Origin of the sequence: Amycolatopsis sp. lyj-84 (assembly GCF_046549075.1) — a bacterium.
Classification (GTDB): domain Bacteria; phylum Actinomycetota; class Actinomycetes; order Mycobacteriales; family Pseudonocardiaceae; genus Amycolatopsis.
The window spans coordinates 265,584-289,971 of sequence record NZ_JAJPWO010000008.1; the positions used below are offsets into that span (position 1 = coordinate 265,584).

General features: G+C 69.1%; 23 protein-coding genes. 13 read left to right on the forward strand and 10 right to left on the reverse strand.

Annotated features, from left to right (window positions below):
• The first annotated feature begins 146 nt into the window (after nucleotides 1-146).
• Nucleotides 147-1,169, forward strand: coding sequence for a hypothetical protein (locus ACLJRM_RS25095; protein ID WP_410664440.1), 1,023 nt, complete (start codon nucleotides 147-149; stop codon nucleotides 1,167-1,169).
• A 164-nt stretch (nucleotides 1,170-1,333) separates the two neighbouring features.
• Here the strand turns inward: ACLJRM_RS25095 and ACLJRM_RS25100 are convergent, their stop codons facing one another.
• A complete protein-coding gene (locus tag ACLJRM_RS25100; protein WP_410664441.1) occupies nucleotides 1,334-2,527 on the reverse strand; it encodes a Fic family protein in 1,194 nt (397 codons plus the stop codon).
• A gap of 643 nt (nucleotides 2,528-3,170) precedes the next feature.
• Here ACLJRM_RS25100 and ACLJRM_RS25105 point away from each other — a divergent pair.
• Complete coding sequence (locus tag ACLJRM_RS25105) at nucleotides 3,171-4,082, forward strand: trypsin-like serine peptidase (protein ID WP_410664442.1); 912 nt, start codon at nucleotides 3,171-3,173, stop codon at nucleotides 4,080-4,082.
• A gap of 93 nt (nucleotides 4,083-4,175) precedes the next feature.
• Nucleotides 4,176-4,742: a dihydrofolate reductase family protein gene (locus tag ACLJRM_RS25110; protein WP_410664443.1), complete on the forward strand. Its 567-nt coding sequence runs from the start codon at nucleotides 4,176-4,178 to the stop codon at nucleotides 4,740-4,742.
• Here the strand turns inward: ACLJRM_RS25110 and ACLJRM_RS25115 are convergent.
• Complete coding sequence (locus tag ACLJRM_RS25115) at nucleotides 4,693-5,433, reverse strand: MerR family transcriptional regulator (RefSeq protein ID WP_410664444.1); 741 nt, start codon at nucleotides 5,431-5,433, stop codon at nucleotides 4,693-4,695. The genes ACLJRM_RS25110 and ACLJRM_RS25115 overlap by 50 nt on opposite strands.
• A gap of 34 nt (nucleotides 5,434-5,467) precedes the next feature.
• Nucleotides 5,468-6,361, reverse strand: a complete 894-nt coding sequence (locus ACLJRM_RS25120) for an alpha/beta fold hydrolase (protein ID WP_410664445.1) — start codon at nucleotides 6,359-6,361, stop codon at nucleotides 5,468-5,470.
• Nucleotides 6,362-6,558: 197 nt separating this feature from the next.
• Between ACLJRM_RS25120 and ACLJRM_RS25125 the strand changes: the two genes are divergently transcribed.
• A complete protein-coding gene (locus tag ACLJRM_RS25125; RefSeq protein WP_037319102.1) occupies nucleotides 6,559-6,762 on the forward strand; it encodes a cold-shock protein in 204 nt (67 codons plus the stop codon).
• A 171-nt stretch (nucleotides 6,763-6,933) separates the two neighbouring features.
• A complete protein-coding gene (locus ACLJRM_RS25130) occupies nucleotides 6,934-7,578 on the forward strand; it encodes a GNAT family N-acetyltransferase (protein WP_101611911.1) in 645 nt (214 codons plus the stop codon).
• Here ACLJRM_RS25130 and ACLJRM_RS25135 read toward each other — a convergent pair.
• Nucleotides 7,568-8,215, reverse strand: coding sequence for a response regulator (locus ACLJRM_RS25135; protein WP_410664446.1), 648 nt, complete (start codon nucleotides 8,213-8,215; stop codon nucleotides 7,568-7,570). The two genes, ACLJRM_RS25130 and ACLJRM_RS25135, sit on opposite strands and share 11 nt — an antisense overlap.
• Nucleotides 8,212-9,417 carry a sensor histidine kinase gene (locus ACLJRM_RS25140; protein ID WP_101611913.1) on the reverse strand — a complete coding sequence of 402 codons (1,206 nt, stop codon included), beginning with the start codon at nucleotides 9,415-9,417 and terminating at the stop codon, nucleotides 8,212-8,214. Before ACLJRM_RS25140 ends, ACLJRM_RS25135 begins: the two co-directional genes overlap by 4 nt.
• Before the next feature lie 138 nt (nucleotides 9,418-9,555).
• Here ACLJRM_RS25140 and ACLJRM_RS25145 point away from each other — a divergent pair, with 138 nt between their 5' ends.
• On the forward strand, nucleotides 9,556-10,656 hold the full coding sequence (locus ACLJRM_RS25145; RefSeq protein WP_410664447.1) for an alpha/beta hydrolase family protein: 1,101 nt from the start codon (nucleotides 9,556-9,558) through the stop codon (nucleotides 10,654-10,656).
• Here the strand turns inward: ACLJRM_RS25145 and ACLJRM_RS25150 are convergent.
• A complete protein-coding gene (locus ACLJRM_RS25150; protein ID WP_410664448.1) occupies nucleotides 10,631-11,590 on the reverse strand; it encodes an SDR family NAD(P)-dependent oxidoreductase in 960 nt (319 codons plus the stop codon). The genes ACLJRM_RS25145 and ACLJRM_RS25150 overlap by 26 nt on opposite strands.
• Nucleotides 11,591-11,645: 55 nt before the next feature.
• Between ACLJRM_RS25150 and ACLJRM_RS25155 the strand changes: the two genes are divergently transcribed.
• Nucleotides 11,646-12,038 carry a MerR family transcriptional regulator gene (locus tag ACLJRM_RS25155; protein WP_410664449.1) on the forward strand — a complete coding sequence of 131 codons (393 nt, stop codon included), beginning with the start codon at nucleotides 11,646-11,648 and terminating at the stop codon, nucleotides 12,036-12,038.
• A gap of 108 nt (nucleotides 12,039-12,146) precedes the next feature.
• Nucleotides 12,147-13,133 (forward strand): MCE family protein, encoded by a 987-nt coding sequence (locus tag ACLJRM_RS25160; protein WP_410601859.1) that lies wholly within the window; start codon nucleotides 12,147-12,149, stop codon nucleotides 13,131-13,133.
• A 117-nt stretch (nucleotides 13,134-13,250) separates the two neighbouring features.
• Here the strand turns inward: ACLJRM_RS25160 and ACLJRM_RS25165 are convergent, their stop codons facing one another.
• Nucleotides 13,251-13,658 carry a hypothetical protein gene (locus ACLJRM_RS25165; RefSeq protein WP_410664450.1) on the reverse strand — a complete coding sequence of 136 codons (408 nt, stop codon included), beginning with the start codon at nucleotides 13,656-13,658 and terminating at the stop codon, nucleotides 13,251-13,253.
• A 19-nt stretch (nucleotides 13,659-13,677) separates the two neighbouring features.
• On the reverse strand, nucleotides 13,678-14,043 hold the full coding sequence (locus ACLJRM_RS25170) for a hypothetical protein (protein ID WP_101611918.1): 366 nt from the start codon (nucleotides 14,041-14,043) through the stop codon (nucleotides 13,678-13,680).
• 426 nt (nucleotides 14,044-14,469) lie between these two features.
• Here ACLJRM_RS25170 and lanKC point away from each other — a divergent pair, with 426 nt between their 5' ends.
• The 4 genes from lanKC (at nucleotide 14,470) to ACLJRM_RS25190 (ending at nucleotide 20,716) form a co-directional block, all read left to right on the forward strand.
• Nucleotides 14,470-17,013: a class III lanthionine synthetase LanKC gene (gene lanKC, locus ACLJRM_RS25175; RefSeq protein WP_410664451.1), complete on the forward strand. Its 2,544-nt coding sequence runs from the start codon at nucleotides 14,470-14,472 to the stop codon at nucleotides 17,011-17,013.
• 38 nt (nucleotides 17,014-17,051) lie between these two features.
• On the forward strand, nucleotides 17,052-17,192 hold the full coding sequence (locus tag ACLJRM_RS25180) for a SapB/AmfS family lanthipeptide (protein ID WP_101613675.1): 141 nt from the start codon (nucleotides 17,052-17,054) through the stop codon (nucleotides 17,190-17,192).
• Nucleotides 17,193-17,315: 123 nt separating this feature from the next.
• Nucleotides 17,316-18,983 carry an ABC transporter ATP-binding protein gene (locus ACLJRM_RS25185; RefSeq protein ID WP_101611920.1) on the forward strand — a complete coding sequence of 556 codons (1,668 nt, stop codon included), beginning with the start codon at nucleotides 17,316-17,318 and terminating at the stop codon, nucleotides 18,981-18,983.
• Nucleotides 18,980-20,716 (forward strand): ABC transporter ATP-binding protein, encoded by a 1,737-nt coding sequence (locus ACLJRM_RS25190; protein WP_410664452.1) that lies wholly within the window; start codon nucleotides 18,980-18,982, stop codon nucleotides 20,714-20,716. Before ACLJRM_RS25185 ends, ACLJRM_RS25190 begins: the two co-directional genes overlap by 4 nt.
• Here the strand turns inward: ACLJRM_RS25190 and ACLJRM_RS25195 are convergent.
• Nucleotides 20,672-21,091 carry an acyl-CoA thioesterase gene (locus ACLJRM_RS25195; RefSeq protein ID WP_410664453.1) on the reverse strand — a complete coding sequence of 140 codons (420 nt, stop codon included), beginning with the start codon at nucleotides 21,089-21,091 and terminating at the stop codon, nucleotides 20,672-20,674. The two genes, ACLJRM_RS25190 and ACLJRM_RS25195, sit on opposite strands and share 45 nt — an antisense overlap.
• Entirely contained in the window at nucleotides 21,085-22,371 is a 1,287-nt protein-coding gene (locus ACLJRM_RS25200) for a hydroxyacid-oxoacid transhydrogenase (protein ID WP_410664454.1), read from the reverse strand. Before ACLJRM_RS25200 ends, ACLJRM_RS25195 begins: the two co-directional genes overlap by 7 nt.
• Before the next feature lie 117 nt (nucleotides 22,372-22,488).
• Here ACLJRM_RS25200 and ACLJRM_RS25205 point away from each other — a divergent pair, with 117 nt between their 5' ends.
• Nucleotides 22,489-24,150: a thiamine pyrophosphate-binding protein gene (locus ACLJRM_RS25205; RefSeq protein ID WP_255414876.1), complete on the forward strand. Its 1,662-nt coding sequence runs from the start codon at nucleotides 22,489-22,491 to the stop codon at nucleotides 24,148-24,150.
• Nucleotides 24,151-24,388 lie beyond the last annotated feature (238 nt).

The following is a 24,388-nucleotide window of genomic DNA, read 5'->3' on the forward strand; positions in this document are numbered from 1 at the left end:
GTTGCTGGCTGGTGAGCGATGGCGTCCGGTCGTCGTCGGGGAGGGACCCTGACGACGACCCTCTGTTGTGCGCTTTTGTCGTGTGTGGCGTGAACCAGTTGCCTCTCGGCGTACTCGCCGCGGCAGGTGGAAGTCACGGTACGACTGTGCAGGAGCGCCTTCAGCGGTTGGTGATGCGCGGCCTCGTCGCGGTTGCCGGACAAGCGACAGCCGACGACACGAGCACCATTGTCAGCGTCCGTCAGAGCATGGTGGATCTTCCGCCTGTGCAGCAGAAGTCTCTCGCGTCACGGATCGGACAGTATTTTCTCGGTGTGGCCCATGAGGCGCGTCTAGCTCCAGATGGACCGGCTGGCGGTTTTGAAGGTGTGAACGACCTGTGGATGGATCAGGTGCGTTCGCTGCGTGGGCCCGTCGCTGGTCTGATGCGGTGGGAACTCGGGCATGGGCTGGCGGAGGATGCGGTGTCCTTGGCGCGTGCCTGGTGGCCGCTGGCCGGGGCAGTGGCTGATCCGGCGTGGGTGAAAGAGCTCGCCGAAACAGGTGAGCGCGCCGCGATCGCGATTCGTGACCCTGCCGCGCTGATCGAGTTGCTGACGTTGGCGGCTGAGTGCGGGGATCGTGACGGCGACTGGCTGGCCGCCGAGGCTCGGTGGGTCCGGATCCTCAGTCTGGCTCGAGAGCAGAAGAATCACGACGTGGTGTGCGCGACCTTGATCACGTTAGGTGACTTCTACCGTCGGTGGGGTCGCTTGCACCGCGCCATGGACGTTCTTTCCGATCTCATCGCGACTTACGATCGTGCCCACGACGACCATGGTGCGTTGAGGGCGCTGCGGCACTTGGCGGTGGTGCTCCTCGATGCCGGTCGTGCTGCCGCGGCTGTTCCGTACCTTGTTCGTGCTGTCGCGCTCGCCGCCGAGGACGACACGGTCGGGAACAGCGCTCACGCCGAATTGCTGATCATGCTCGGCCGGGCGCACTGGATGAACAACAGGATCCGCGCCGGCCGGGAGGCGTTCAGCGGTGCGTTGGCGTTGCTGGTGGACATCGACGCCGACGGCGCTGAGTATGTGCGGTCGTTGCTGGCCACGCCGGATGGCGGATCGCTGCCGGTGACGGGCTTCGACGCCGTCGAGCGACCTGGGCGGCGAACACGGCCACCGTGATGGCCGATACGACGAGGCCTGTCAGGCGGGAACCCGTCATGTGCCATGGACACACTCGGGCACGGTGCCTGCCCGAGTGTCTGTGCCGGTAAAGGGCATGCTGCATCGCGGAATATCCTTGGTTTGGGGAAATTCGAAATCGACAGGACGAGGCAACGCGCTTGCTACCCGAAGACCGCGTCGTCGCTGGCAGGCGGAACGGGGTCGAGACTGCTCAGCAGTTCCAGGACATCGTGCGCGATGTAGATCTTCTTGTACTTGGCGTTGTCCTTCACCGTCAGCAGCTCTGCGCGCTGGAGCTTGGTGGCGACGTCGGTCGCGCCCTTGACTGAAATGCGGAATCGTTGGGCGATCAGCTGGTGATTGGTCACCGGCATACCGATCAACTCGCTGGCCACCCGGCGGGCGTTGCCCGTTCCCGGCGCCGCTTCGAGGTGTCTCGCACGCAGTTTCTCCATGCGCTTGATGAGATGGATCTGCTCGGTGCACAGCTGGTGGACGCCTTCAGCGAAGAACACCATGAAGTCCTCGAAGCTTCCTGTCTCGATGACGACCCGTAGTTGGCGGTGGTACTCGTCGCGGTAGCGGTCGAGCCAGCGCGACAGCGGCAGGATCTGGTCGCGCAGGACACCGGCGCGGACCAGTTCCAGGCTGACGTAGAGCCGGGCCACGTAGCCGTTGCCGCCGGCGAATGGGTGGATCAGTTCCAGCTGCGGGTGCCCCATGGCGATCTTGGCGACCAGAGGAATGTCGTGGTCGGCACGAACCCATTCCTGCCACTGCTGTGCCGTCGCCTGGAGGTGGGGACCTGGTGGAGTGTGGGCGACGACGGCGGAGCCGTCGCGGCCGCTGATCCAGCTCGTTCGTTCGCGCCAGAACCCGGCGTCCTCGCCGGGCGGTGACGGTACCGGGCCGAGCTGGCGGCTGATCTCGCCCAGCAGGGGCAGATCGATGCACCCGCCTTCTCGGACCTTGTCGAAGGCGCGCCGGCTCGCGTCCAGATACCGGGTGATCGCCTCGACTTCGGGGTCTGGCACGGTCTTCGTGCCTGGCAGCTTGGCCAGCAGGACGTCCTTCAACGAGACACTGGCGTTTTCCAGCGCGGCAGAACTCTGCGCCTCACGCAACATCGTGTAGTACACCAGGGATGACCGGTCCGGCAGACGCTCGGCTGCCTCGTCGAGACGCCCCAGTGACTGCTCGGCTTGAGCCAGGCCCCGATGAGTGCTCGTCGTCAGGACCACGTCGGAAGGCAGTGGGCGCGGAACCCATGCTCCTTCCCGCCGGATGGCGTCTGGAATGTCACCCTCCTCAGTCACGGGCACCCAGACACCGCTGGTGGCATCACGTTCTGTCATGCCTCAGAGCCTTCATGAACCCACGGGAAGGCCGCAAACGGTGGATTTGGTGTCTTCAAGATCAACTCTTTGCGATCTCGCATTGTTCTCTGTTTTTTCGCCCTGTCGGCGCTAAGCCGCCCATGTCGGCGTCGGGTGTGCATAAAGCCAGTTCAGGCATGCCGAGGCTGTTGGTGTCGACACTACCGAGTACCGATTTCGGCGCGAGTCGCCGCGACCGGCGTGATCTCGAGTCACTACACAGCTGCGTGTTCCGCGCATCTGGGATGCCCCCATCGCCGCCAAGCTTCACCTAAAAGGATGCAGCCTTATTGTCATCTTCACCCCGGACGGCGGAACTTCGGGTTCCGCGTGTCGTGCGGCACGAGGCGCCGCTTTGTAATAGTCAACGGCGGATCGGCTGATTGACCCCGATGCCTCGTGGTGACATGCCTTGCGCTGGGAATAGTCGTAAGTTAAGCGGCGATCCTTGCTGTCAGGGGAGGTGGGGTCCATCGCCGGGCGCTGTGTCGGCGGCTGTGTGCGAACAAATTGATCGGACTCACATCGCTCTCACCGATTGCTTTCAAATGCGTACCGGAACGAGGTCGCCTACCCGCCTCTGACGCGGACAACCTCTCCGGCGGCGGGGCGTCTCTTGATCATGGACCTGAAGCGCGTATCCCGCCGAGTCGTCGCCCTGTCCGTGGCCTTCACTGCCGCACTGGTGGTCGTGGCCGCTCCGGCGTCCGCGGCCGACGACCGGGTGGTGACCGTGGTGAGCGAGGCCGATCGGGCGGCGGCGCTGGCTCACTGGACGCCGGAGCGGATGCGTCAGTGGGTGGGCGAGGAATGGCTGCCGCCCGCCGAGAAGATCGGCCGCGTGTGGGAGGGGCCGGTGCCGCCGGGGGTCGGACGGCTGTTCTTCACCGCCGAGCCCGGTGTCGACGGATCCTGCACGGCGACGGTGGTTCCCGGTTCCAGCAAGGATGTGGCGTTCACCGCCGGGCATTGCGTGAACGGCGGGCTGGACCGCTACGACAACCCGATCAAGATCGTCAACGTCGTGTTCGTGCCGGGTTACGACCGCGGCGCGGCACCGCATGGGGTGTTCGCGGCACGGGCGTTCGCCTGGTCGGGTACCTATCCGGGGCCGATGAGCGGGACGGACGACGACGCGGTGATCGCGCTGGATCCGGTCGATGGTCACCACGTCGCCGATGTCGCGGGCACTCAGGACATCTCGTTCGAAGAGTTACCGTCCACTGTGGACACGACCATGCTCGGTTACCCCGTCTCCCAAGCCGCCGCCGGTGAAGCCTTGTTCTCCTGCGTGCGGCCCGCCGAGCGCAAGGTCAACTCGGTCAACACGACGTGGAACACGGATTGTGATCTGGCGGGCGGTTCCAGCGGCGGGCCGTGGCTGCGGAACTTCGATCCCGCCACCGGCAAGGGGACGCTCTTCAGCGTCACCAGCCGGGGGACGATGACCGAGGACGGGACGACCACGGATCTGAGCGGCGCCGCCTTCACGGAGCCCGTGCGGAACCTGTACGAGCGAGCCGGCGAGCTCTGAGCCGGTCCGGGGATGTCGAGACGTCCGGAGTGGCTCCGACCCTTCGGTGAGAGCGCCGGACGGCGGCGCCACCGAAGCGAAGGAGGCCTTGCGATGAGCAAGGTGGTGCTGGACGTGTCGATGTCCTTGGACGGCTTCACCGCCGGGCCGAACGTCCGCGACGACGAGCCCATGGGCGACGGCGGCGAGCGGTTGCACGAGTGGATGGAGACCGACGCCCGCGTCTTCGAAGAGGTGAACGCGAGGGTCGGGGCCACCGTCATCGGACGCCGCACGTTCGACCTCGGGCTGCGTCCGTGGGGCGGGACACCGTGGCCCGGCGTCCCGAGCTTCGTGGTCACGCATCGGACCCGGGAAGACCTCCTCGGCGACAACGGCGGCACGTTCGCCTTCGGCGGGCTCGAGGCCGCGGTCCGGCGTGCCAAGGCCGCCGCGGGCGACAAGGACGTCCTGGTGATGGGTGCGGACGTCGCCGGGCAGGTGCTCGCCGCGGGGCTGCTCGACGAAGTCCACCTCCACCTCGCCCCCGTGGTGCTGGGGCGGGGGACCGGCCTGTTCGGCGGACGCCTCGGCGAGCTGATCCCGCAGGGTGAACCCGTCGCGGGGGCCGCTACTCACCTGCGCTTTCGCGTCCGGCGCGCAGCCGGGCGCGGTGAGTGAGCTCACCGACGACGCGCTGCCACGCCGGTGACGCCTCGGAGATCCGGGAAACGACCAGTTCGAGGTAGCCCGGCCGCCCGCCGTCGCCCTCGTGACCGATCTCCCAGGCGTCCAGGTCGTCGATGAGCCGGTCGAGGCGCGGATCGCGCGGATCCCAGCCGATCGCCTGGTCGCAGGCGAGATGGACGCGCAGCGTCTCGGGGTCGTCGAAGGCGGCGTTCTTCTCCCGTAGCCGCTCCGGCACGACGTGCGGGTCCAGCGCGCGCATCAGGATCCACGCGTCGCGTTCGAGCAGGACCCGCTGTTCGCTGACCCCCAGATCGCGCATCCGGTCCAGGAGGGCGACCACGCCGGGAGGCAGGACGAGCCGTTCGCCGACGGCCAGTTCGGCGATCCGGAGGCGGTTCTCGGTGAGCTGGTCGATCTTGCGCCGCAGCTCGGCGTCGATGTCGGCGATGGCGGCGGCGAACTCGGCGGGCCGGGCGTGCAGCAGCGCGTCGATCCGGGCCAGCGGCACCCCGGCGTCGGCGAGGGTCCTGATCCGGATGAGGTCCACCGCCGCCTCCGCGCTGTACCGGCGGTAGCCGGAGGCGTCGCGTCCGGGCTCGGGCAGCAGGCCGACGTGGTGATAGTGACGGACGGCACGCACGGTCACCCCGGCGGTCGCCGCGAGCTGGCCGATCGTGAGCACCCGTTCTCCCTGTCGCCGGAAACCGCCGCCGAGTCTAGGAGCGGTCGACGACATCGCGGATCGCCTGGGTCACGGCATCGGGACGGTCGAAGCAGAGCCGGTGGTGCAGGGTGTCGGTGAGGACGCGCTGCTCGCCGTAGGAGACCCTGCTCACCAGGGCCGCGTCCATTTTCGTCTTGCCGTCGTGCAGCTCCCGGGACAGCTGTTCCGGCTGAGCGGGGTCGTTGCCCACGACTGTGAGTGCGATCACAGGGACATCGGGCAGGTCAGGCCCGGCTCGGAGCTCGGCGGCGAGTTCGACCAGGCCGGTGCGTTCGGCGACGCCGACGCGGAGCCAGCCGTCGCTCACCTTGGCCTCGACCAGGGCTTCTCGCACGTGGTCCGGATAGCCGGTGCGCAGCTCGGCGTACGTCTCGCGGAGGACCGGACGCAGCTCGCCCAGCCGGTCGAGATCGGGTGCCGTCCGCTCGGCCTCGGCCAGGCTCGCCGAGGGAGGCATGAAGTCGTCCCAGGCGGGGTGGAGGGCGTCCAGCCAGACCAGGCCCGCCACCTCCCGCGGGTGAAGCTGCGCGAACCCGTGCGCGTAGAGGCCGCCGAGGGAGTGCGCCGCCAGGACGTACGGGCCGGGGATGTCCAGGGCGAGCAGCAGCTCGCGGAGCTCCGTGGCCACCTCGGCGGCGGTGCGCGGCAGCGGGAGGGGATCGCTGTAGCCCGTGCCGCCGCGGTCGTAGACCACGGCGGTGGTGAACCGCGCGACCTCCTGCTGGACCCCGAGGTAGTCCAGGCCGACCGCACTGGCGCCCGGAAGGAACACGACGGCCGGTCCGCCGTCACCCGATCGGTGCAAGAAGAGGCGGCGGCCGTCGAGCTCCTCGAAGCCCCCGATCGGCGGCGCGAACCGGGCCGGGGAAGTGCTGTCGTTCGTCATGTGGGAAGCCTCCGGCCCTGACGCTGGGTCAAGGTCAAGGCTGCGGTCGAGATCTTCGGCCTGACCTGCGGAAAGATGACCCGCCACCAAACTTTTCCGGGACACGACGTGTGCGGCTCGGGAAGACCTGCGATAATTACCGGTGAGATCGGGGCATCGAATGGGCTCAGACTCGCTATGAAGAGCAGGTAAAAAGTATGGCTCAGGGCAGCGTTAAGTGGTTCAACGGCGAAAAGGGCTTCGGCTTCATCGCTCAGGACGACGGTGGACCGGACGTTTTCGTGCACTACTCGGAGATCCAGGGCAACGGCTTCAAGTCCCTGGACGAAGGGCAGCGCGTCGAATTCGAGATCGGCCAAGGTCAGAAGGGCCCCCAGGCCCAGCGCGTCGTCGCCATCTGACGTTTTTTCACACCGAAGGCCCCCACCCTCTCCGGGTGGGGGCCTTCGGGCGTTTCAGGTGGTCGACGGGAGTGTGTCCAGGCTCATCCGCGGGCTGGACGACGGGCTCTGGAGCTCGTGTTCCGGCTACCGATATCGTCAAGGGATGCTTGTGATCGTTCGTGAGCACGCGTGCGGCCGGACACGGTGAGCCGCTCCGCCACGGAGCCGGAACAGGTCGGTCGGAAGGTGCGGCTGCGCGAGGTCGGCCTCCGCGACCGCCGGGTCCTGATGGGCTTCGACCGCGACATGGCCCGTGAGGCGACGCCGCTGATCGGTGGCGGGCACCGCCATTGGGCCTCGCACCGTTCGGGTTCGGCGGGTGACGACATTCACTTCGGCATCGAGACGGTGCGCGGGCGGATGCTGGTCGGCTCGGTCTGCACCATCGGCGCGGACCCGGTGACCGGCCTGTTCGGCTACGGCATCGGGATCGCCCCTCGCCACCAGCGCTGCGGCTACGCCACGGACGCCATCACCGTTCTCCTGGCGCATATGTTCGAGCAACGTGGCTTCCGTAAATGCGAGGTCAGCGTGTACGGCGGCAACCTGGCGTCCCTTTCGCTGCACGGCGGTCTGGGCTTCCGCGAGGAAGGCAGGCTGCGCGACACCGAAGTGGTGCGCGGCGAGATCAAGTACCTGGTCCGGATGGGGATCACGGCCGAGGAATTCGCCGCGCGCCCCTCCGACGGCCCGGACGACCTCGGACGGCGCGGTCAGCACCGGAGGCCCCGCCGCGGCAAGCACTGGCGCGCGCCCGCCACGGTCAGCGGCTGATCATCCCGGACTCGTAGGCGAAGACGACCGCCTGGACGCGGTCGCGGAGGCCGAGTTTCGTGAGGATGCGGCCGACGTGGGTCTTCACCGTCCCCTGCGAGAGGTACAGCAGCCCGGCGATCTCGGCGTTGGACAGACCGCGGGCCAGCTGCTCCAGCACCTCGTGTTCGCGGCCGGTGAGCAGGGCGAGCCTGGCGTCCGGCGACGGCGCGGGCAGGCCGGTGACCACGCGGTCGAGCAGCCGCCGGGTGACGGTGGGCGCGAGCGTGGCTTCCCCGGAGGCGACGACGCGGACGCCGGAGATCAGATCCGGCGCGAGCGCGTCCTTGAGCAGGAAACCGCTGGCCCCTGCCTGGAGCGCGGCGTAGACGTACTCGTCCAGGTCGAAGGTGGTCAGCACCAGGACGCGGGCGCGGTGGGCCGCGGCGATCGCGGTGGTGGCTTCGACGCCGTCCATCTCGGGCATCCGGATGTCCATGAGCACGACGTCGGGATCGAGGTCCGCCACCATCCTGACGGCCTCCGCGCCGTCGCGCGCCTCTCCGACGACGTCGATGTCGCCGGAGTTGTCCAGGATCATCCGCAGGCCGGTGCGCACGAGCGTCTGGTCGTCGGCGATGACCACCCGGATCGTCATGACGGCAGGCTCGCGCGGACGGCGAAGCCGTGGTCCGGACGCGGTCCCGCGTCGAAGGTGCCGCCCAGTACGTTCACTCGTTCCCGCATTCCTTCGAGGCCGTGCCCGGTGCCGGACGGTGGTTCCGCCGCGACGCCGTCATCGGTCACCTCGATGTCCAGCGCGCCGGGCCCGTAGCGCATCACGATAGTCACCGACGCGTCCGGACCGGCGTGTTTCAGCACGTTCGTCAGCGCCTCCTGCACGATCCGGTAGGCCGCCAGGTCCACAGTGGACGGAAGTGGCCGGGGTTCCCCTTCGACCACGAACTCGACCGGCGTACCCGCGGCGCGGATGTCGGCGGCCAGCCGCGGCAGGCGTTCCGCGCCAGGCTGGGGTTCCCAGTCCGGTGCGTCCTGGCCGAGCGCGCCGAGCAGCCGCCGGATCTCGCTCAAGGCGGTCCGCCCGGTGCCGACGATGGCGTCCAGCGCCTCCCGCGCTCGCTCGGGCCGCCGCTCCAGCTCCGCCTGGGCGCCTTGGGCCTGCAGCACCACCACCGAAAGCGCGTGCGCGACGACGTCGTGCAGTTCGCGGCTGATCCGCCCGCGTTCGGCGGCGACGGCCAGCGCGGCCTGGGTGTCGCGCTCGCGCTCGAGATCGGCGGCCCGCTGCTCCAGGACCGAGAGCCGGATCCGGCGCTGCCGCGTGTTCAACCCGGCCAGCCAAGCCACCGCGAGCGAGAGGCCGATGCCTGCGAACCCACCCCAGTCCTGGACCTGGCGATGGTCGCCGTCGAGGTCGGTGGGTGGTGCCAGCCGATCGATGACGATGATCCGCGGCGGTTCCGGATCCGACGTCCGCGAGTTCGTTTCGGCGGCATGGAACGACCACGCTCCGGCGACGAGCAGGCCCGCCGCCAGCAGGGCGAGGGAAAGCCGACGCGACCCCCACGCCGCGACGGAGAAGAGACCGATCAACGCCACGAAGTCGACCGGGCGGAGATCGTTGCCCATGGCCAGATGCAGGAGGGAGACCACCGCCCCGGCCGCGAACGTGATCGCGGGACTGCGGTGCCGGATCAGCAAAGAAGCCAAGGACACCAAGGAGGCAAGCCACCACTCGAAGCCTTCCGGGTCATCGGTGGTGACCACAGTGGACAGTCCGATGAGTACGGTCAGCCCGAGGTCCACGGACTTCGGGTGACTCCTGAGGATGGCCGGCACCAGCCGAGCGTAATCCCGGATCGGGCGTCGCGGATCCACCTCGCGGCAGACCCCGGCGTACGACCTGCGACAGACGCGCGAATACGGAGCCGGGTCGCAGGCTGATGGCGGAAGATCCTCGACAGAAACGGAATCCTCATGAGAAGGCTTCTCGTCGCACTGGTCGCCCTCGCCGCCGTGGTGCCCATGGCGAGCCCGGCTTCGGCGGCCGCGGCGCCCTTGACGTTGCCGTCGCCGACCGGTCCGCAGCCGGTCGGCTCCACCGACCTGCACCTGGTCGACTCAGCGCGCCAGGACCCGTGGGTGCCGACAGGACCGCGCGAACTGATGGTGTCGATGTTCTACCCGGCCCTGCTGCCGCTCGGCCCGAAACGGCCTTACCTCACTTTGGCCGAGGCCAAGGCGTTCCTGACCGAATCCGGCGTCCCCGACGTCGATCCCGCGCGGCTCTCCGGGATCCGGGCCAGCGCGCGGGTCGACGCCCCGCCCCTGCCGGGAAAGCGCGCGCTGGTCGTCCTGTCGCCGGGATTCGGCAAACCGCGCACGACGCTCACCGGGCTGGCGGAAGAGCTGTCGAGCAAGGGTTTCGTGGTCGCGCTGATCGGCCACAACCACGAATCCCACGGCACGGCCTTCCCGGACGGGCGCGTCACCGAATGCGCCGCTTGCGGATCCGAGTCCACGCTGATCCCGCCGATCCGAGCCGCGGACGTCTCGTTCGTCCTCGACACGCTGACCAGGCCTTCGTCGCCGTGGTCCCGGCTGATCGACCGAGCGCGGATCGGCATGGCCGGGCACTCCATCGGCGGCTACAGCACGCCCACGGCGATGGTCGCCGACCGGCGGATCCGCGCCGGCGTCGACATGGACGGCAGGCTGTGGTCCCCGGTCCCCGCGTCCGGGATCGACCGGCCGTTCCTGCTGCTCGGCCGCGAAAGCGAGTACACCCCGGCCGGTCCGGACACGACCTGGGCGGGCAGCTGGCCGAACCTCACCGGCTGGAAACGCTGGATCAGTGTCGCGACAGCCGGGCACGCGTCCTTCACCGACGTCGGCCCGCTCGGCGAGCAGCTGGGCCTTGCCCCGCCCGGCACCCTCGGTGGCGACCGCGGATTGGCGTTGACCAGGGCTTACGTCTCCGCCTTCTTCGACAAGAACCTGCGCGGCGGACGTCAGCCGTTGCTGGACGGACCGGTGGCGGGCAACCCCGAGATCAAGTTCTGGAACCGACCCCGGTGAGGCCGGCGGAAACCTGCCAGAGCCGCGCGGCCTCACCGGTGTCGATCGCGAAGGGGCGCACTCCCACCCACTTGCCCTCTTCGGCGGCGATCTCGGCGATGTCGCAGTCCTCGCAGTAGAGCCCGCCCATGTCGGCCAACCGTGGTGACGTCGCCGCCCAGACCTGGGTGGCGGCGCCCTGCTCCGGCGACTTGAAATCCGGGTCGGCCTGGTCCCCGTTCTCGTCGATCCAGCCGAACTCGACCATCTCCTCCTGCCGCAGATGACGCTGCAGGGGAGTGAGGATCGCGCCCGGATGCAGGCTGAACGCGCGGATCCCGTGTTCGGCGCCGATCGCGTCCAGATGCACCGCGAACAGCACGTTCGCGGTCTTGGCCTGGCCGTAGGCGAGCCAGCGGTCGTAGCCGCCCTCGAACTGGACGTCGTCCCAGCGCATCGGGGAAGAGTGGTGACCGGCGGAGGACACCATGACGACCCGGGCACCGCCGTCCGCCGTCAGCGCCGGCCAAAGCCGGTTCACCAGGGCGAAGTGGCCGAGGTGGTTGATCGCGAAATGCGACTCCCAGCCGGGACCGACCCGCCGTTCCGGCGCGGCCATGATCCCGGCGTTCGCGATCAGGATGTCGACGGAACGTCCGGTGCCGAGGAACCGGCGGGCGAAGGTCTCGACACTCGTCAGGTCGGCGAGGTCGAGCTCGCCGACCTCGGTACCGGAGATCCCGGCGAGGGCCGCCTCCGCGTCGGCCGGACGGCGGGCGGGGACGACCACGTGCGCTCCGGCGTTCGCCAGGGCGCGCGTGGTTTCCAAGCCCAGTCCCGAATATCCGCCGGTGACGATGGCGAGCTCGCCGGAGAGGTCGATTCCGCGCAGGACCTCTTCGGCGGTGCTGCGGGCGCCGAAGCCGGAGCCGATCTTGTGCTGTGAGGTGGTCATGCGGCGAACGCTAGGAGCTAGAGGGCTCTCTAGGTCAAACGCTATCGTCGGCCACGTGACGGAACTCGCGATCGGCAAGGTCACCGACCGGACGGGCCTCAGCGTGCACGCGCTTCGCTTCTACGAGAAGGAAGGGCTGCTCGCGGGGCCGGTGAAACGGGACGCGAACGGCCACCGCGTGTACACCGAGCACGACGTCGAATGGATCCTGAACTGCACGAAGTTCCGGGCGTCCGGGATGCCGCTCGCCACGATCCGCGAGTTCGCCGAGCTCGTCCGGCAGGGGCCGGGTAACGAGGAGAAGCGGCTGGACCTGCTGCGGGAGCATCAGAACACCGTCCGCGCCCGGATCGCCGAACTGGCCGACTGCCTGGAGCTGATCAGCAGGAAGGTCGAGGTTTACGAGGAGCATGTCGCGCGGGGGACCGCTGGAGATCTCTGGCGCTGATATGTCCACAATGGACAGACGACGCCACCCGATCGGTGCAACGTTTCGCCTGGCCATCGGGCGGGGCGGCCCCTAGGCTCTCCCGCTTGTGACCTGCGAGGTGAGACGATGAGGTCCTTCGGCGCGGTGGATCCGGTCAAGATGGCGCTCGCGGGACTCACCACGATGACGCTCGGAATGGCGGCGGCGCTCAACGCCGACGCCCTGCCGGTGATCGGCGGCGGCACCACTTATTCGGCCGAGTTCTCCGACGCGGGCGGGCTGCACGAGGATAACGACGTCCGGGTCGCCGGGGTGAAGGTCGGCAAAGTGTCCGAGATCGACCTCGAAGGCGATCGTGTGCACGTCTCGTTCCGGGTGAAGGACGCGTGGCTCGGCGACGCCACGAGCGCGTCCATCCGGATCAAGAACGTCCTGGGGCAGAAGTACCTTGCGCTCGATCCGCGCGGTGAAGCCGTTCTCGATCCCGGCGACCCGATTCCGCTGCGGCGAACCACCGCGCCGTACGACGTCCTTGAAGCGTTTCGGGATTTGTCGAAAACCGTCGACGCCATCGATGTCGACCAGCTCGCCAAGAGTTTCGACGCCATCTCGGCCACTTTCGCCGACACGCCCGCCGACGTCCGCGCCGCACTCGACGGGATTTCGAAGCTGTCCGGCACCATCGCCTCCCGCGATCGGCAGCTCCGGACGCTGGTGGCGAACACGCGGCAGGTCTCGCAGACCCTCGTCGACCGCGACACCGAGGCCCAGCGGCTGATCCAGGACGGCAACACGCTGCTGCGCGCGATTTCCACCCGGCAGCAGGCGATCAAGGACCTGCTCGACGGATCGAAACGGCTCGCGACCGCGCTCGACGGCATCATCGCCGACAACGACGGGCAACTAGGGCCGGTTCTCGAGCAACTCGACAGGCTGACGTCGATGCTCCAGCGCAACCAGGACTCGCTGGCCAAGGGCATCGCGGCGTTCGCTCCGGCGATCCGCGTGCTCACCAACGTCGCGGGCAACGGGCACTGGATCGACGGCTACCTGTGCGGGCTCGTCCTGCCGTCGTTCGGTCCGATCAACGAGAAGGGCTGCTTCGAGAAGTGACCCACCTCGTGAGTGGTAAGGACGGCGGGTCTCTCAGCGGCCGATGTTCCCAATGTGGCATTGGGGACGCTGAGTGTCCCCAATGTGGCATTGGGGGCATCGATCGCGAAGCGGAAGCTAGGGCTTTGTCCGCCGCAGCCAGAACAGCCCGACCACCGGCAGCACCAGCGGGATGAACAGATAGCCCTGTCCGTACACCGACCACACGGTCGCGTGCGGGAAGGCCTCGCGGTCGAAAAGACTGAACGTCCCGACGGTCAGCACGCCGAGCAGTTCGATCCCGCAGGCGATCAGCGCGATCCGCCACCATCCCGCGCCGCGGCGGGCCAGGGCGACGGTGGCCAGGAGGTAGACGACGGCCGCGAAGGCGGAGAGGGCGTAGGCCAGCGGGGCCTCGCCGAACTTGGTGCTGATCTGCACGGCGGCGCGTGACGTCGCCGCCAGTGCGAAGATCGCGTAGACGGCCACCAGGACGCGTCCCGGGCCGGAGGCCTTGTCCGTACGGGTGTCGGTAGCGGTGTCCACCGTGTTCTCCTCGGTTTCTTCAGGCACTCGCGCCCGCCCACACCTCGTGCAGCCGGAGCACCATCACCGGGATGGCGAGGCAGGCGATCCCGAGGATCGCGGTGCTCGACCGCGTGCGCTCGGCCAGTGCCCAGAACGTCCCGAGCGGGAGTACGACCAGGGAGCCGATCAGGTAGGCGAGATAGGTGGCCATGCTGCCGGGGCGGCCGCCGTCGATCAGCAGCACGACGCCGATGACGAGCTGGGCCACCAGGAGGAGTTCGACGACGGCGAGGCCGGCGAGCAGCGGGTTGTCCGGCAGTTTCCTGCGCGCGGACTGCACGAAACTCCACACCGCGACCAACGTCGCGCAAATCGCGACGGTCACCGCGAAGCCTGTGATCACGCCCGCCTCCTTACCCGCTCCACCGGCGACAACGTACCTCCGGACGGGTCGCGCCCGACGGGCGACCGGTGGGGTGCGTGGCGGAGGCCACGGTAGCGACCAGTGGTCCAGACCTTGGGTGAATAGATCACGAAGCGCGTTTGATTGGCGTTCGGCCAATTCGGCCGCGCATTATTGTGATCGGTGCCGGGACCAGGGATTACGTCGCACGTACGTTCCTGTTACACACCGACCGGGTGGTTGAAATCCCTGTTGATCTCACGCTGGGTACCCCTACCATTCGGTAGGTTTCGAATTCACGTCCCTGAACAGCCCATCCGAACCCCCGGTATGGCGGATTGGCCGTTTGCGGTCCGGCGGGTGGAATATTCCCCATCGCGATGGTGCACATGGCCCATCCGATTGGTGCGAAGGAGGGGGCGCTCGATGGACGTCCGGTACGAAGCGTATTGCTTCGCCGATCCCCTGTTCTTCGATGAGCAGCGGGAAACCGGGGACGCCGCCGACGATTTCGCCTCCCTGTTGCCCGCTCCCGAGTCGGGCTGGCGGACCGGGGTGCGCGGAGTGTGGCGCATGATGCACCCTCTTGCTCGAAACCTTCCCTTGCAGGGCTGGAAAATCCACGTGTCCGCAGGTCTGGGCAACGCTGAGCGGGTGCTCGTGAAGGTGCACGAGCATTGTCTTGAGCACAATCTGTCGTACAAGCACCTGCGCTCGCGGAGCACTCTGCTCGCCCGAAATTCCAAATATGCCCCGCGCGACGGAAGCGGCAAGTTACTGACTCTTTATCCAGCTGACAACAACGAGCTCGAGCGCGTTCTCGTCGAGTTGTCCGCGAAGCTCGACGGTGAGCCCGGTGCGTACATTCTCAGTGATCTCCGGTATGGTGCCGGGCCGCTCTACGTCCGCTACGGCGGATTCGCCGAGCAATGGGTCGAACTCGACGGAAAACGTGTCCTGGCGGTGCGCAAACCGGACGGAACGCTGGTCCCGGACAAGCGCGAGCCGACCTTCTCCGTACCTGACTGGGTGACGATTCCGGAGTTCCTCGCGCCTCATCTCGCAGCTCGCAAGGGTGGCGGCGCGGATCGATTCCCCTATCAGGTGAAGAGTTCACTGCACTTCTCCAACGGCGGTGGGGTGTACCTCGCCGACCGGAAGGACGACGGCGAAGAGGTGGTCCTCAAGGAGGCCAGGCCGTTCGCCGGCCTCGACCGCGACGAGATCGACGCCGTCGACCGTCTCCGCTGGGAGCACGAGGTGCTGGAGCGGCTGAAGGGCATCCAGGGCATCCCCGCGACCTACGACCGGTTCACCGTTTGGGAGCACCACTTCCTCGCCATGGAGTACATGCCGGGTGTCTCCCTCGGCAGCTGGCTCGCCCGCAACTACCCGCTCACCCGGCGGGACTGCACCGAGGACGACATCGTCGCCTACACCGAACGAGCCTTGGCGCTGGTCGACCGCGTGGCGCGGATGGTCGACGAGGTGCACGACCGGAGGATCGTCTTCGGCGATCTGCACTCGATGAACATCCTGGTCGACGGCGACGACGACAAGATCGGGCTGATCGACTTCGAGATGGCCACGGACGCCGACAGCGGCAAACGGCCGGCGCTCGGCGCACCCGGGTTCCGCGCCCCGCGGGACCGGAACGGGTTCGAGATCGACGACTACGCGATCGCCGTGCTGAAGCTGTGGATCTTCCTGCCGCTCACCACGCTCCTCGAACTCGCCCCGGCGAAGCTGCGGGGGCTCGCGGACTTCGTCCAGCGGCGGTTCGACGTTCCGGAGGGCTACGCCGACTCGATCGTCGCCGAGCTCGCGCCGCGCGACCTTCCGCCGCTCAGCGCGTCGACCGAGCTCGACCAGGAAAAGCCCGATTGGGCACTGGTCCGCAAGCAGATCACCGAGGGGATCCTCGCCTCCGCGAGCCCCGAGCGCACCGACCGGCTCTTCCCCGGCGACATCGAGCAGTTCCGCGTCGGCGGAGCCTGCTTCGGGTACGGCGCGGCCGGTGTCCTCCACGCCCTGAACGCCGTCGGCGGGGAGCGGTATCCCGATCACGAACGCTGGCTGCTGGACTCGATCCGCCGCGATCCGCCGGATCGCCCGGGGTTCTACGACGGCTCGTACGGAATCGCGTACGTCCTCGAAGAGCTCGGGTACCGCGACGAGGCGACCAAGCTGCTGGCATCGTCGGCGACGCTGGTCGAGCAGACCACCGACCACAGCCTCGAAGGCGGCCTGTCCGGCATCGGGCTCACTCAGCTGCACTTCGCGGTGGCCCGCAAGGACAACGAGTTCGGCAGGCAGGCGCTCGCCACCGCGGTCCGCCTCGCCGAGGCGCTCGAGACCGCCGCCCCGCCCGGCAAATTCGCCAGGGCAGGCCTGCTCAACGGCTGGTCCGGGCCGGCGCTGCTCTTCGTCCGGCTGTTCGAGCGCACCCGTGAAGAGGGCTGGCTGTCCTTCGCCGACCAGGCGCTGGAGAGGGACATCGAGGAGTGCGCCGAGTCCGACGACGGCTCCTTGCAGGTCCGCGACGGCGAGTCCAGGACGTTGCCCTACGTGGGTGTCGGCGGCGCGGGGATCCTCATGGTCGCCGAAGAGCTGGCGAAGTACCGCCCGGACGCGAACTCGTTGAAGAGCCTGTCCGGCCTTCGCGAAGCTTGCCGTGGCGAGTTCGTCATCCACCCCGGTCTCTTCTTCGGCCGATGCGGGCTGATGACCGCGCTCTCGATGGGTGCCGAACCGGAACAGCGCGTCCTCGACACCATCGACCTGCATCTTTCCCGGCTGGCCTGGTACGCGATGCCGTACAAGGGCGGCCTGGCGTTCCCCGGCAACCAGCTGCTCCGGCTGTCGATGGACGTCGTCACCGGCGGCGCGGGCGTGCTCCTCGCCCTCGCCGCGACCCTCGACGGGAAGGCCGTGCTGCCTTTCCTGTCCCCCAGGACCACCGGCCACTGACGGCCGGCGGAAATAAGTAACCGATGAAAGGGAACACCATGGAACTGGTTCTCGACCTGCAGGCCCTGGAAGCCCCCGAGGTTCTCGAAGGTGGCCACGGCGGCGGCGGCGGGGGCAGCAACCTGAGCCTGCTCGCTTCCTGCAACAACAGCACCATCAGCCTGCTGACCTGCCACTGATCTCCGGCACATCGCTAGCTGATCACTGAAGGTGCGGGAGCGGCACAGGCCAAGTGCGCCGCTCCCGCGCTTTTCATTTTGCCTTCCGGTTCGTCTCGATGGGATCACGGATTGAGGAGTGGAATGGCGGGGTCCGCCGATCGGCTGCTGGTCACGGTGACCGCGCTCGATCGTCCCCGCCTGATCGCGCTGATCTTCTGTGCGCTCGCCGGGACCGCGGCGGGACTGCTCCTGCCCGGCGCACTGGCCGCGGCGGTCGACGCCGTGGTGGCCGGACGCCCCAGCCTTCCCGAGGTCTCCTGGCTGATCGTCCTCGGTGTCACCGAGATCGCGGTCGGCCTGATCGGCGGGATCCTGACCGCGCGGATGACGGCCTACGCGACCGCGTGGCTGCGCCGCGAACTCACCGATCGCTATCTCGCGCTCGGCACCCGCTCGGCCTTCGCCGACGGCGACGCGATCAGCAGGCTCACCAGTGACTGCACCGGTGCCGGAATGGTCGCCTCGGTCGTCGTCCAGCTCGGGTCGACCACCCTGATCTCCGGCGGAGCCGTCGTCCTGCTCGCGCTGATGGACTGGCGGCTCGCGCTCGTCTTCCTCGCCAGCATCCCGTTCGGGCTGATGCTGGCGCGCACGCATCTGAAGAACACCGCCGACGACGTCCTGACCTATCAAGAGGTCTCCGGCGAACTGGCGGCGAGGATGATCGACGCCGTCGCCGGGCTCCGCACGATCGCCGCGTCGGGCACCGCCGACCGCGAGGCCGAACGCGTGCTGCGGCCACTGCCGAAACTGAGTCTCGCCGGCCGGGGGATGTGGCGGACGCAGGCCAGGATGGTGTGGCGCTCGGGCCTGCTGCTGCCCGCGGCGGAACTCGCGGTGCTGGCCGCCGCCGGTTTCGGCGTAATGGAAGGCAGGCTGTCCGTCGGACAGGTCCTCGCGGCGCTCGGCTACGTCGCGCTCGGCATGGGCCTGATCACCCAGATTCCTTTGCTCACCACACTTTCCCGTGCGCGGTCGTGCGCGGAGCGGATCAACGCGGTACGCGAATCGCCGGTCCCCGAACCGGGTGCCCTGGGCGTCGTCCCCGGACGGGGCACGCTCGAACTGCGCGGCGTCACCGTCGAGGGCGCGCTGCGGGACGTCGACCTGCTCGTGCGGGGTGGCCGGTTCACCGCGGTCGTCGGGCGCTCCGGCGCCGGGAAGTCCGTACTGGTCAACGTCCTCGGCGGGCTGGTGACCCCGGACGAGGGGATGGCGGTGCTCGACGGCCGTCCGCTGGAGAAGCTGCGGCCCTACGAGCTCCGCGCGGTCGTCGGGTTCGCCTTCGAACGTCCCGCGCTGCTCGGCGCGACCATCGGCGACGCCGTGGGGTACGGCTCGTGGGCCGGTGAGGCCGCCGTGCGCGGTGCCTGTCAGTCCGCGCAGGTCGACGACCTGATCGTCCGGCTGCCGAACGGATACCGGACGCCGCTTTCGGAGACGCCGCTTTCCGGCGGGGAGGCGCAGCGCATCGGGCTGGCGCGCGCGATCGCGCACGCGCCGCGGGTGCTCATCCTCGACGACGCCACCGCCAGCCTCGACACGGTCACCGAGGCCGCCGTCGAGGAAGCGATCGAACGCACGCTGCCCGGCCGGACGCGGGTGGTGGTGACGCATCGCGCGGCCACCGCCTCGCGGGCGGACGCGGTGGTGTGGCTGGAAGACGGCCGGGTCCGCGCGGTCGGCACGCACGCCGAGCTGTGGCGGGACCCGGCTTACCAGGCAGTTTTCACCGAGGGCGCGCAGTGAGCGTCTGGGGTCTCTACCGTTCGGCGCTGGCCGGGCAGTGGAGAGGCGGGCTGGTCCTGCTGGCCTGCTCCGTACTGGAGAGCGCACCCGCGTTCTTGTCCGGTCGCCTGGTCGAACTCGCGGTTGACGAGGGGTTTGCCGCGGATCGGCCAGGCACCGGACTGCGTTGGCTCGCGATCTTCGGCCTGGTCGCGGTGATCGGCGCCCTCGGTTCACGGCTGGTGTGGCATCAGCTCGGCAAGGTCGTCGAGCCGCTGCGCGACGCGCTGGTGACCGCCGTCGTCCGCGGGGTCCTGCGCGATCCGGCGCCACCGCGGAACCAGCCGGACGCCAGCGGCGTCGCCCGCATCACCCAGCACGTCGAAGTGGTCCGAGACGCCACGGCCGGGCTCCTGGTGCAGGCGCGCGGGATGATCGTGACGACGGTGGCGGCGCTGGCCGGGTTGTTCACCGTCGCCGGTTCGCTCGCGCTGATCGTCGCGATCCCGGTGGTGGTCGCGGTCCTCGTGTTCGCCTGCCTGCTGCCGTCACTGGCCCGCCGTCAGCGCGCGCTCGCGCTGGCCGACGAGCGGACCGCCGAGGTCGCGGGCGCGTCGCTGTCCGGTATGCGCGATGTCGTCGCCTGCGGCGCGGAACCCCTTGCCGCGCTTGAGCTCTACGACGCCCTCGACACACAGGCGAAGGCCGCCGTGCGGGTGGCGCGGTCCGGGGCGGCCCGGTCGGTGGTGATCGCGATCGGCGCGTTCGTGCCGCTGCTGCTGGCGTTGCTGGTGGCGCCGGGCATGGTCAAGGACGGCTCGCTCACGGCCGGGGCCGCGCTCGGCGCGCTCGTCTACCTGGCGACGACGATGCAGCCGGCGCTGCAGGGCCTTGCCGCGACCGCGAGCACCGTGGTGCTGCGGCTGATCGTCGCGCTGCGGCGGCTGGCGGAGACCGCGGAGGCCGAGCCGGAGGCCGACGGCACGGCCGAACCGGACGGGACCGCGATCTACGTGCGCGACCTGACCTTCAGCTGGGGCGCGGCGGCGGAACCGGTGGTGCGGGGTCTCGACCTGCATCTGCGGCCCGGCGAGCGGCTCGCGGTGGTGGGACCGAGCGGAATCGGCAAGTCGACACTGGCCGGGCTCCTGACCGGGATGCTCGAACCGCAGGCGGGCCGGGTGCTGCTCGGCGGGGTCCCGGTCCGGGAGATCCCGGCGGCGCTGCGGCACCGGATGGTCGCGCTGATCCCGCAGGAGGCCTACGTCTTCGCGGGATCCGTGCGGGACAATGTCGGCCTGTTCGCGCAGGCCGCGATGGACGGCGAACTGCGGGCGGCGGTGGCGGCCGTCGGCGCGGAACCGCTGGTGAAGCGGCTGGGCGGGCTCGACGGCGAGATCGGGCACGGGACGCTGTCCGCCGGTGAGGCGCAGCTGATCGCGCTCGCGCGGGTGTACGCGAGCGACGCGGGCATCGTCGTCCTCGACGAGGCGACGTCGCACCTCGACCCGCCCGCCGAAGCCCGCGCGGAACGGGCGTTCGCCGAGCGGGGCGGGGTGCTGGTGGTGATCGCGCACCGGCTGACGTCGGCGCTGCGCGCGGACCGGGTCCTGGTGATGGACGGCAAGGAAACCGCCCTCGGCACCCATCTCGAACTCATGGACCGGTCCACGCGCTACGCCCAGCTCATGCACGCGTGGTCGCCGCGGTTACCCCAGCCCAGTGCGCAGTTCTTCCAGCGCGCTCCTGAGTAGGCCGTCGACGGCGACCGGGCGCCGGGACTCGCGATCGACGAAGACGTGCACGAAATGCCCCTCCGCGATCACCGTCTCCTTCGAGTACATCCCGACCTCGTAGCGGACACTCGACCGGCCGAGATGCCCCACCCGCAGGCCGACCTCGAGTTCTCCCGGGAAGGACACCGAAGCGTGGTACTTGCACTGCGATTCCACGCACAGCCCGATGACCCCGCCGGTTTCGATGTCGAGCCCGCCGCGTTCGATCAGCCACGTGTTGATCACGGTGTCCATCACCGAATAGTGGACGACGTTGTTGACGTGCCCGTAGACGTCGTTGTCCTTCCACCGCAACGGAATCGTCTGCCAGTGCGGGTACTCGGCGTTCACCACAGCGTCACCGAATCCCGCAGGATCCCGGCGAGGTCCTCTTCGGACGCCTCGCGCGGCGCCGTCGCCAGCAGTCGTTGTTGTTTCACCGTGCCGGAAACCAGGGAGTCCACATCGGACTCGGTGTAGCCGACGTCGCCGATCCCGTTGGGAATCCCGATCTCTTGCATGATCTGCCGCAGCACGGCGGGCAGGTGATCTTGCAGATCGCCCGGCCATTCGTAGTCCGGCGCGAGCAGCCGGGCCACCCGCAGGTGCCGGTCCGGCGCGGCGTCGAAGGTGAAGCGGAACGCCGCGGGTGCGGTCAAAGACACCGCCATCCCGTGCGGCACCATCGGTTCGTCACCCGGATAGCCGCCGGGATGGAATTCCCGGACCTGCCCGGCGATCGGATACGCGTTGGCGTGCGGGATGTGCACGCCCGCGTTGCCGAACCCGAGTCCGGCGAAGGTCGCCGCGAGTGCCATCGCCTCGCGCGCCTTCGTGTCCGAGCCGTCCCGCACGGCCGCGGGCAGCGCCCACGACAGCAGCCGCAACGACTGCTCGGCGAACATGTCGGCCAGTGGATTCGCGCCACAGTAAGGAACCCGGTCCTCCGGGCGTTTGCGGTCGAACTCGGTGTACGGCTTGGCCGTGTAGCTTTCCGCGGCGTGGCAAAGGATGTCCATCCCGCTCGCGGCGGTGACCTCCGGCGGCTGGGAAACCGTCAACCTCGGGTCGACGACCGCGAGACTCGGCCGCAGCCGGAGATGGCTGATGCCGCTCTTCACCCGCAGTGACAACACGTCCAGCACGCAGACGGTGGTGCTCTCCGAACCGGTCCCGGTGGTGGTCGGCACCGCGACCAGCGGTTTCAGCGGCGCGCTCGGCGCACGGCCGCCGCCGACCGGCGCGTTGACGTAGTCCAGCAGGTCACCGTCGTTGCTGGTCAACAGGTTCACCGCCTTCGCGGTGTCGATGGCCGATCCGCCGCCGACGGCGACGAAGGCGTCCCACTGGCCCTGTCCTCTGGCGAAGTCGACGGCCTTCCGCATGCTGACGTCGGTCGGCTCGACGTGCACGCCGTCGAAGACGACCGCTTCGATGCCGTAGGTCTCGATGCCTTCGGCGATCCGTTGTGGCCAGCCCGTCGCGGCGACACCCGCGTCGGTCAGTACGAGCACCCGCCGGGCGCCGTACTGGGTGAGGTCGTAGCCGATCTCATCGCTCGACCCGGCACCGTATTTCAAGGCCGGTGCGCCGTAAGTGAAAACTGTTTCACGTCCAGCGGTGGCTGAGGTCACGTTTTCGTGCTCCCTTGCTCGAACACGCTCCGATATCGGACATTCTGCCGCCCCGGGGTTGCCGGAATCGAAAGATCGCTTGACGGCACCGATCACCGCCCGCCTAAGCTCGTACTCATTAGATACCAACCGGGAGCGTCCGTCGCCCAGACGGCCGTGCGGATCCTGACCGAGGCGCAGATCCACCGCGTGTACGCGGTGGCCGGTGAGTCCTTCCTGGATCTGCTCGACGCGCTGCAACGCGAGCGGTCGATCACCTTCGTTTCGGCGAGGCACGATTCCGGCGCGGCCTTCATGGCCGAGGCCGAAGGCAAGCTCACCGAGCACCCGGCCGTCCTGCTCGCCGGCCGCGGCCCGAGCGCGGCGAACCTCGCGATCGGCGTCTCCACGGCGTACCAGGACGAGAGCCCGATGGTCGTCCTGCTGGAGAACCCGCCGTCCAGCCCCGGCCCGACCAGCGAACTGCCCACCGCGGACCTGACGGCGATGTTCGAGCCCCTCGTCAAGTGGCTTGGCCGCGCGGAGTCCCCGGACGAGGTCCCCGGCCTGCTGGTCGAGGCGCTGACCCGCTGCCGCGAAGGGCGGCCCGGGCCCACCGTCGTCGCCGTCCCCGCCGACTTCTGGGGCGTCCCCTTCGACTCGGCCAAGCCGGTCGCCGCCGTGAAGCCGCCCGCCACCGGCGCGCTCGGCCGGACCGCCGAGGCGGTCGCGCAGCTGGTCGACGAGGCCCGGTACCCGGTGGTCATCGTCGGCGGCCGGGCCCGAGCAGGGCGGGAAGAGCTGATCGCCGTCGCCGACGAACTCGCGCTCCCGGTGTACAACGCGTTCCGCCGCCAGGACGCCTTCCCCGAGAACCACGCGCGCTACGCCGGCCACCTCGGCATCGGCATCCCCGCGCGGCAGCTCGACGCGCTGGAGCGCGCCGACCTAGTGCTCGCGCTCGGCACGCAGCTCGACGAGGTCACCACGCAGTCCTTCCGCTACCCGACGCCGTCGCAGACGCTGGTACTGGTCGGCACCGGGATCGAGCCCGCCCGGCGCGGCGGCCTGACCTTCCGGGTCGACTCCGAGGTCGAGCCGTTCCTGCGGGAACTGCGCACCGTCGCCTCGCCGCGGACACGCCGCGCGTCGGCCGCGAACGCCGCCGTGCACACCTTCATGACGCCGCCCGACACCAGCGGCGCCACCCGCGTCCATCCCGCCGACGTCATCCGCGCGGTGCGCAAACTCGCGCCCGAAGACGCGATCGTGACCAGCGACGCGGGCAACTTCGCCCAGTTCATGCACCGCTACTGGTGCTTCACCGCGCCGCGCAGCCAGCTCGGCCCGAGCAACGCTGCCATGGGCTACGCGGTCCCCGCGGCGGTCGCGGCGAAACTCGCCGAGCCACGCCGGACGGTGATCGCGATGGCGGGCGACGGCGGCGCGCTGATGACCGGGCAGGAGATCGAGACGGCCGTCCGTTACCGGGTGCCGGTGACCGTCCTGGTGTTCCAGAACGGCCTGCACGGCCCGCTCGCCGTGCACCAGGCGCGCAAGCACGGACGGCTCTCGGGGGTTACAGTTCCCATCACCGACTTCGCGTCGTGGGCACGAGGACTCGGCGCCGCCGGGTACACCGTGGACGACCGCGAGGAACTGGAACCGATCATCGCGAGCGCGCTGGTGCGGCAACGGCCGTGTGTGATCGACATCAGGACGGATCCGGACGTGGTGACCCCGGACATCCGGCTGACGAGCCTGCTGGGCGCCGCGAGGCCGCAGCAGGGCGGCCAGTAGGGCGATTACCGGGCGGTACTTTTTCTCAGGGGATACACAGAAACCCTTGTGGTGCCGCCTTCACCTGCTCCAAAGGGTGGGAATCTGGTGACGACTCGGCCGAGTTTCGGTCGCGGAGGCCGGATTTTGTCGGTCGGTCGTGGCACAATCGCCGCAACACCGAGAGTCCGATATGGACCGGAGCGGCCATCGGGCCCGCGACCGTTCGCCGGTGAGTTGTTGGCACGCAGTGTCTTGC

Bases quoted from the DNA above. Each gene is read 5' to 3' on its own strand.
- ACLJRM_RS25100 (WP_410664441.1), bottom strand. From the start codon at position 2,527: ATGACAGAACGTGATGCCACCAGCGGTGTCTGGGTGCCCGTGACTGAG.
- ACLJRM_RS25105 (WP_410664442.1), top strand. From the start codon at position 3,171: ATGGACCTGAAGCGCGTATCCCGCCGAGTCGTCGCCCTGTCCGTGGCC.
- ACLJRM_RS25110 (WP_410664443.1), top strand. From the start codon at position 4,176: ATGAGCAAGGTGGTGCTGGACGTGTCGATGTCCTTGGACGGCTTCACC.
- ACLJRM_RS25120 (WP_410664445.1), bottom strand. From the start codon at position 6,361: ATGACGAACGACAGCACTTCCCCGGCCCGGTTCGCGCCGCCGATCGGG.
- ACLJRM_RS25125 (WP_037319102.1), top strand. From the start codon at position 6,559: ATGGCTCAGGGCAGCGTTAAGTGGTTCAACGGCGAAAAGGGCTTCGGC.
- ACLJRM_RS25135 (WP_410664446.1), bottom strand. From the start codon at position 8,215: ATGACGATCCGGGTGGTCATCGCCGACGACCAGACGCTCGTGCGCACC.
- ACLJRM_RS25145 (WP_410664447.1), top strand. From the start codon at position 9,556: ATGAGAAGGCTTCTCGTCGCACTGGTCGCCCTCGCCGCCGTGGTGCCC.
- ACLJRM_RS25150 (WP_410664448.1), bottom strand. From the start codon at position 11,590: ATGACCACCTCACAGCACAAGATCGGCTCCGGCTTCGGCGCCCGCAGC.
- ACLJRM_RS25160 (WP_410601859.1), top strand. From the start codon at position 12,147: ATGAGGTCCTTCGGCGCGGTGGATCCGGTCAAGATGGCGCTCGCGGGA.
- lanKC (WP_410664451.1), top strand. From the start codon at position 14,470: ATGGACGTCCGGTACGAAGCGTATTGCTTCGCCGATCCCCTGTTCTTC.
- ACLJRM_RS25180 (WP_101613675.1), top strand. From the start codon at position 17,052: ATGGAACTGGTTCTCGACCTGCAGGCCCTGGAAGCCCCCGAGGTTCTC.
- ACLJRM_RS25185 (WP_101611920.1), top strand. From the start codon at position 17,316: ATGGCGGGGTCCGCCGATCGGCTGCTGGTCACGGTGACCGCGCTCGAT.